8 protein-coding genes are annotated in these 6,830 nt (G+C 67.0%); 5 read left to right on the forward strand and 3 right to left on the reverse strand.

The genetic code is table 11. The features are described from left to right. Positions 1–54 precede the first annotated feature (54 nt). Positions 55–1,053, forward strand: a complete 999-nt coding sequence (gene ftrA, locus KDH83_RS02260; protein ID WP_212312530.1) for a transcriptional regulator FtrA — start codon at positions 55–57, stop codon at positions 1,051–1,053. 15 nt (positions 1,054–1,068) lie between these two features. On the opposite strand, the gene KDH83_RS02265 is transcribed toward ftrA, so the two are convergent. Continuing rightward, the gene (locus KDH83_RS02265) at positions 1,069–2,268 is read right to left on the reverse strand and encodes an acyltransferase (RefSeq protein WP_249204767.1); all 1,200 of its coding nucleotides are present in this window, start codon (positions 2,266–2,268) and stop codon (positions 1,069–1,071) included. Between the two features lie 138 nt (positions 2,269–2,406). Here KDH83_RS02265 and KDH83_RS02270 point away from each other — a divergent pair, with 138 nt between their 5' ends. The 4 genes from KDH83_RS02270 (at position 2,407) to KDH83_RS02285 (ending at position 5,012) form a co-directional block, all read left to right on the forward strand. Continuing rightward, entirely contained in the window at positions 2,407–2,712 is a 306-nt protein-coding gene (locus KDH83_RS02270) for a metalloregulator ArsR/SmtB family transcription factor (protein WP_212312532.1), read from the forward strand. Next, complete coding sequence (locus KDH83_RS02275; protein ID WP_212312534.1) at positions 2,709–3,401, forward strand: SdpI family protein; 693 nt, start codon at positions 2,709–2,711, stop codon at positions 3,399–3,401. Before KDH83_RS02270 ends, KDH83_RS02275 begins: the two co-directional genes overlap by 4 nt. A 361-nt stretch (positions 3,402–3,762) precedes the next feature. Continuing rightward, positions 3,763–4,035, forward strand: a complete 273-nt coding sequence (locus KDH83_RS02280) for a hypothetical protein (RefSeq protein WP_212312536.1) — start codon at positions 3,763–3,765, stop codon at positions 4,033–4,035. After that, positions 4,032–5,012, forward strand: coding sequence for a hypothetical protein (locus tag KDH83_RS02285; protein ID WP_212312538.1), 981 nt, complete (start codon positions 4,032–4,034; stop codon positions 5,010–5,012). The genes KDH83_RS02280 and KDH83_RS02285 overlap by 4 nt, the downstream gene beginning before the upstream one ends. Here KDH83_RS02285 and KDH83_RS02290 read toward each other — a convergent pair. Beyond that, positions 4,977–5,225: an AlpA family phage regulatory protein gene (locus KDH83_RS02290; protein ID WP_212312539.1), complete on the reverse strand. Its 249-nt coding sequence runs from the start codon at positions 5,223–5,225 to the stop codon at positions 4,977–4,979. The two genes, KDH83_RS02285 and KDH83_RS02290, sit on opposite strands and share 36 nt — an antisense overlap. After that, on the reverse strand, positions 5,226–6,830 hold a 1,605-nt coding region (locus KDH83_RS02295; protein WP_212312540.1), incomplete at its 5' end, for a hypothetical protein.

The raw sequence follows: 6,830 nt of genomic DNA on the forward strand, positions 1-6,830 counted from the left end.
TGTCGTCCGCGCATGAGCGGACAATTGGCGGATTCGCCATTTATCGATCAAATTATGCCAAAACCAAAAAAGCCTCGGCGGCCGCCCAATCCTCTGGTCGCGGCGTTGGTGTATGACGGCTTGTGCGTCTTCGAATTCTCCTGCGCGGCCGAGGTGTTCGGCCTGCCCCGGCCTGAGTTCGGCGCGGACTGGTACCGCTTCGAAACCTGCGCCGTGGGCAGGCGCAGGGTCAGGAGCCAGTACGGCCTGGTCATGGAAAGCGATGGCGGGGCGGACAGGCTGGCGCAGGCCGGCACCATCATCGTTCCTGGCTGGCGTGGCGCGGACGAGCCGGTGCCGGCCGCCGTGATCGACGCCTTGCGCCTGGCCCACGCGCGCGGCGCGCGCCTGCTGTCGATCTGTTCCGGGGCCTTCGTGCTGGCGGCGACCGGCCTGCTCGACGGCAGGCGCGCGACCACGCACTGGCGCTATGCCGATGCCCTGCGCGCCCGGTATCCGCGCATCCAGGTCGATGCGGACGTGCTGTACGTCGACGAGGGGCAGCTGCTGACTTCGGCGGGCAGCGCGGCGGGTCTGGATCTGTGCCTGCACCTGCTGCGTCGCGATTACGGGCCAGCCAGGGCCAACCAGGTGGCGCGCCGGCTGGTGATCCCTCCGCATCGCGAGGGCGGCCAGGCGCAGTTCGTGGAGTCGCCGGTCGACCAGGAGGAGGGCGGTTCGCTGGCGCCGGTGCTCGATGCGCTGCGCGCGCGGATTGACCAGCCCTTGCGGATCGCCGATCTGGCCGCGCGCGCCGCCATGAGCGAACGCACGTTCCTGCGTCGGTTCCAGGCGGCCACGGGCATGACGCCGGCCGACTGGATCGTGCGGGCCAGGCTGGATATCGCGCGCGAGCTGCTGGAACGTACCGGGCTGTCCATCGAGCAGATTGCCACGCGGACGGGGCTGGGCACTGCCATGACCATGCGGCATCATTTCCGCCGCAAGATGGGCGTGAGCCCCACCGAATACCGCCGCCAGTTCGGGCAGCGGGAGGTCGTGGCAAACGCTTAGCGCGGCGGCAAGGGTTCAGGCGCGCATCCGCGCCTGACGCCGTCGGGGCAGGCCACCGGCCAGCTGCGTGAGCCAGCGCCGCATGGGCGCGGAGTAGTAGCGCGCGACCAGGCTGCCCAGCAGTGCCGACAGCAGCACGGCCAGCGCCGCGCTGGCGCTGAGCGCGGCCGAACACCAGCCGTCGGCCGCGAGGGCGTTGCGGCACGACACCGAGGCCAGCAGCATCACCGGGAACATGTGCGTCAGATAGATCTCGTAGCTGTTCACGCCCATCCAGCGCAGGAACGCCAGGCACAGCCCGGGCGGCTCCAGGCTCGGCCTGCGGCGGCTCCAGGCGATCAGCAGCAAGGCCGAGCCGATTTCCAGCGCTGTCACGTTCAGGCCGGCGCCGGTCAGTCCCAGCCCGTAGGTCGCCTTGCGCAGGAAGAACACCAGCACGAACAGGACGCCGCCGCACAGCATGAACAGGCGGGTCGGCACATGGCGCGCGCGAGCGCTGTACAGCGCGGCCAGGCAGCCGATGGCGATGCCGTCCAGGCAGGAAAGATAGGAGTGGTCCGCCCAGATCTCGTTGTCGGTGAAGGCGACGCGGGCGAATGGCCCCAGCGCCACGAACAGCAGCAGCGTCAGCTTCAGCAGCCGTTCTCCCGTCGCCAGCGCCAGCATGCAAAGCAGCGGAAACGCCAGGTAGAAGGCTTCTTCCACCGACAGCGACCACAGCACGTTCCAGGCGGCGGGCAGATAGCCGGTGCGCGCTTCCAGCCAGTTCAGGTGCATGCCCAGTGCGGCCAGCGTCGCGCGCGCAAGGCTGGTGGTCTCGATGACGAATCCGGGCACGTCCAGCCCGTGCAGCGCCGCCAGCACGATCAGCAGGAGCAGCAGGCAGGGATGGATGCGCGCCGCGCGCCGCAGCAGAAAGGCGCGCCAGGGCACGGCATCCAGGGATCCCCAGCGTTCCAGCGCCGAGCGCGTGACGAGGAATCCGGAGATCACGAAAAAGATGATCACGCCGTAGTAGCCGCTGCGGAACACGATGTTGAACAGCGCCTGGGGCAATATCCTGCCAAGCAGGCTCTGCTCCTGCGGCATGTGGATCTGGATGTGCAGCAGCACGACGCACAGCACGGCGCAGCCCCGCAAGGCGTCGATCGCCGGCGTGCGCTGCGCGTCCATGCTGATGTGCGCCAAGGCGGCCGACGGTCGGTTTGCTGGCATGGGTAGTCGGGCGGGGGTGTGCAGCCGCCATGCTAGCCAGGCATTCGTGATGGGATTGGCGGACTCTGTATGGATTTTGTAATCGCGACGGCCTTGCGTCTTGAAATTAGGATTTTTCCAAATTAAGATTTTTCCGAAATGAACGACACTTTCAAGGCACTCTCCAGTCCCACCCGCCGGGAGATCATCGCCGCGTTGCGCGAGGGGCCGATGGCGTCCGGCGATATTGCCCGGCTGTTCGACATGAGCTGGCCCACCATCACCGGGCATCTGGCCATCTTGAAGGACGCGGGGCTGATCGAGGCCGAGCGCGCCGGCACCTCGGTCCGTTATCGGCTGGTCTCCGGCGCGTTCGAGGATGCGCTGGCGTTCCTGCTGGATCTGGCGGGAGCGGGGCGCCCGGGCGCGCGGGCGTCCAAGACCAGGAAACCGGGAACATCATGAAAAGCGTGGAATCATCGGACGGCCTGCTGGGCAAGGGCGTTTATGCGCTGGTCGCGGCGCAGGTCGGCCTGGCCGGGTACATCGCCCTGTTCGGGCCGCAGGGGCCGTTGCCCATGCACTTCGACATGCACGGCAATGTCGACCGTTGGGGCAGCAGGCTGGAGGCCGCGGGCGTCCTGCTGGGCTTCGCCGTCCTGACGCTGGGCCTGGAGCGCATGATGAAGCGCCTGCTGGGGCGCGCGGACGTGGCGGCCGGTACCCGCAAATCACTGGTTGCAGCCCGGGCTTGCACGGCGCTTGGCTTCGCGTTCGTGACTGCGCTGCTGGCGGCCCTGGGGCTGGGCCAGGTGAAGCCGGGCGCGGATCCGCTCTGGATCGCCCGCTGGGGGCTGGTGCTGGCGTGGGTGGGAGTCCTGGTCGTGGGCGCCTTGCTCGGCAAGGCCGGACCCAATCCTTGGGTGGGCCTGCGCGTCTACTGGACGCGGCGCAGCCGTCTGGCCTGGGAACGGGCCAATCGCATGCTCGGCCACATCTATTTCCTGGGCAGCCTGGCCGGACTGGCGCTCTTGCCCGTCGTGGATGAAGCGCACGGCTATGCGCTGTTGCTGGCCGTGGTCCTCGGCGGCGCGCTGGCGGCCACGATAGAAAGCTGGCGGGTCTGGCGCGCGGATCCCGAGCGACAGGCCTGAGGCCGGCTGGGGCAGAGGCGCCGGCATGCGGCGCAATGGTGTCCCTGAAATGGAAGAGCGCCCCAGCTCTTGATGAGTCTGAGGCGCTCCTGCCCGGCTTCGCACGCGATGGGTGTCAGACAGCCCGGCGAGTCCAATCTACTGCCGGGGGTAGTGGCGGGCAATAGGGAAAACCCCAGAAAATCAGGGTGTTACACGTCCCCATATGGCGGGGCGAGGGCCGTCGCCGGCTGGCGGCGGCAGCCCGGATCGCTGCTGTCAAGGCGAGCGGGCCGGTTTTGTCCGTCTCGGCATGCGCGAATGGTGGTGCATTCGCCTGCCGCCGACACTGTGGATCCCTACACAGTGTCGGGGAACGAAAATGCGGCGCGATTTGAAGCGGAAGCGGCAGGCGGGCCAGGGCATGACCGAGTACATCATCGTCGTGGCCCTGGTGGCGGTGGCGGCCATCGCGGTCTACCAGTACTTCGGCCAGGTGGTGCGCGCGCAGGTCGCGGCCATGGCCAATGAGCTGTCCGGCGAAGACGGCAGCGCGTCGCTGCGCGCGGGGCGGCAGGCCGCGCAGAAGGCAGCAGGCGAAACCCGGGCCGCGTCACTCAAGGCCTATGGCGGCAACGTGGCGGGCGGCAAGTGATGGCGCGCCACGGCCATGCCTCGGCGCAGCGCGGGCAGGCCTTGGTCGCGGGCCTTGTTCTGCTTGCCGGCGCCGTCGCGGCGCTGGTCGCCATGCATGGGCTGGGCCGGATCATCGAGCAGCGTGTCCGGCTGACCCACGCCGTGGACGCGGCCGCGTACAGCGGCGCGCTGCTGCAGGCGCGTCATCTCAATGCCATCGCCTACGCCAATCGCAGCCAGATCGCGCATCAGGTCGCGATGGCGCACCTGGTCACCTTGGCCGCGTCTGCGCGCTACCTCGATAGCGCGCAGGCGCAGGCCCGGCGCCGCAACCCGCCTCCCAATCTGCTGGGCAACCTGTTCGGCGCCAACGTGGGGAAGGCCTATCGCGACATGCAAGGCCTGCCCGGCGCCGAGGCCGGCCTGGCCGATGCGCTGGCGCGGCACGACGCCGTCGTGCACGGCGTGCTGGCGGATGTGGCGGCGGCCGAGGCCCGCGACCTGATCGCCGAGCGCGACCGCATCATGTCGCGGGTGTTGCATGCCAGTTTTTCTGGCGCGCAAGCGGATGGGACTTACACGGTCGCAGCCGTCGATACGCCGCTGGCCGGTCTGAGCCTGCGCGTGCTTGATGACGGCGCGGCGGGATTCATCGAACGCATCGCGCCCAGCTCCGGCTCCGGCCTGGCCGACGCCGCGCGGGCGGCGGCGCGGCGCTACGGTTTTCTTGCGTCACGCGATGCCACCCGCAGCGGCGCGACGGCGGTCTTGTCGTCATGCCCATCGCTGCGCAATGAGCTGCGGCGCGGCGGCGCGACGTGGCTGGGGCCGGATGGCCGTTGGGCGGCAGTCGACACGCAGTCTTTCCATGCCCTGCGCAGCAATCGATGGATCGGCTGCTATTTTCGCGAATATCCGCCGAAAACAGCAGAGCCGCGGTTGGGGCGGCTCTTGGGGCTGTTAGGTGGTTTGTTTGGACCCTTGGGGTACATCTGAGGGTACAAACTGTTTTTCGGCCCAACGGCGAACATCGTCGGGATTCCAGACGACGACCTGGGGGCTGATCGGCGTGCCCTTCGGAAAGGTTCCCGCCTTGATCCGCCGGTAAATCTCCGTCCTGGACAGGCCGACCGCGTGCGACACGTCGGCGATTCGATACAGCAACTTCGGCGCCGCGGCCGGTGCTTGGTGTTGGGCTGCGTGTGCCATCTACTTCTCCTTCTTGTCGGTGTCGTTCAGGTGCTTCAGAATTGCGTGACGAAGCACCGCCACCTTTCTTTTCTCGGCCTCAAGCTCGCGGAAGATGTGCGCCACGTTTTTCGGGCTCGCGGCTTCGATGAATTCACGCACGCCCGGAGCCATTTGCACGTCTGGATGGCCGTCGCTGGAGTGCACAGTCCCGTAGAGCGCGCTGCCGTCAGCGGTATCCGGGCCATCGTCGAACGTCAGCCGGCGGAACGAGCACGAGTCCCACCACGTCCAATCGCGCTCGCTCAAGTCGAAAGCGAGTTGCTGTAGGTCAGCCATGTCCCTGCTCCTTCTGCGCCTGGGGCTGCTTGAGGGCGCGCCAGCAGCATCACATAGCGCGGCATACAGAGCGTCTGGCGTCTCGTACACGTCACGCTCGTTGTTGATCACTGCGCGCATTGCGTCGTTGAGTGCGGGCATCGCGCTGGCCTGGGGCGCGGCATGACGGAATAGCTCATGGACGGTGAGCCCGAGGCGGCGCGCTTCGTCAGCGCGGGCTTTGTGGGACGTGAGTTCCGATCCCAGATGCGGATTCGGGATTTCCCACGCTACCGCCTCCCCGGCTACAGGGGCGCTTGCAAGCTCACGTTTCAGACGCCCGATCATGGCATCAAGTTGCTTGGTCTGGTCCCGGAGCAGGGTGTTTTCCGCCACCATCCCGGACGGGTCGGCGTTCGCCACCAGATCGTGAATGTAGGCACGCACCCGTTCAGGTAAAGCGTTGATGTTGGCAGGGGTGGGCGTCCAGTCATCAGCTACCGGGGCGCTTGCCAGGGGCATAGACCGCAGCATCGCGGCGCGGCACGCGTTCCAGCCTACCGCCTCGTGGTAGGTGGCCATCATCAGATCAGGCAGCGGCTTTTCGGGCGGGATGTTTGGGCGCACCGCCTCGCTGGCCTGGGGCGCGGCACCCGACATTGCGGCCCACAAATCCGCCCATCGAAATTGAGCGGGTAGCTTATGAGCATACGGGAATGAGTTCAGATAGGCTTCTGCCGCTTCGCCCATTGCCGATGTGTATTCTCCGGCTACAGGCGCACTTGATGTTGGGTTATCCGCCTCCGTTCCTTCAGGCATAGGCCCCCATTCTGTTGCCTGATTTCGACGATCTTGATAAGCCTGTTGCTCTTGTCTGGCTTTCTCCCGCAGAGCGTCAGCCATCTTCGCCATAGGTGACTCGTCGGCTACAGGGGCGCTTGCCAAGGCGTCCAGGACGCCTAGGATGCGTGCCGGGTATTCCTCCAGCGGCACATCCTGATTATCGGCAGCGGCCAAGTCCTCATATACGCGGCGGGAAAATTCATCTCGCCAATTTCCGCCCGCCAGGGAGCCAGGCAGAGCGGAGAACTGGGCGACGCAGAAATCAAGCGCACTGATAGCTTGCTGGTGGCCCTGCGCGTTAAGAAAGCGCCCGTGCCCGTCCGCTATATTCATCGCTGCAACCTCGGCTGCCCGGCGCTTGGCGATTGCAGCGAATGCCGCCCGCTCGTCGGCTACAGGGGCGCGCAGCTTGGACAGATGCTCTGCAAGGGCGCACGCGAAGTCAGCGGCGAGCGTGGATTCGAT

The sequence above is a fragment of the Achromobacter sp. Marseille-Q0513 genome (assembly GCF_018195695.1).
Taxonomy (GTDB): domain Bacteria; phylum Pseudomonadota; class Gammaproteobacteria; order Burkholderiales; family Burkholderiaceae_B; genus Achromobacter.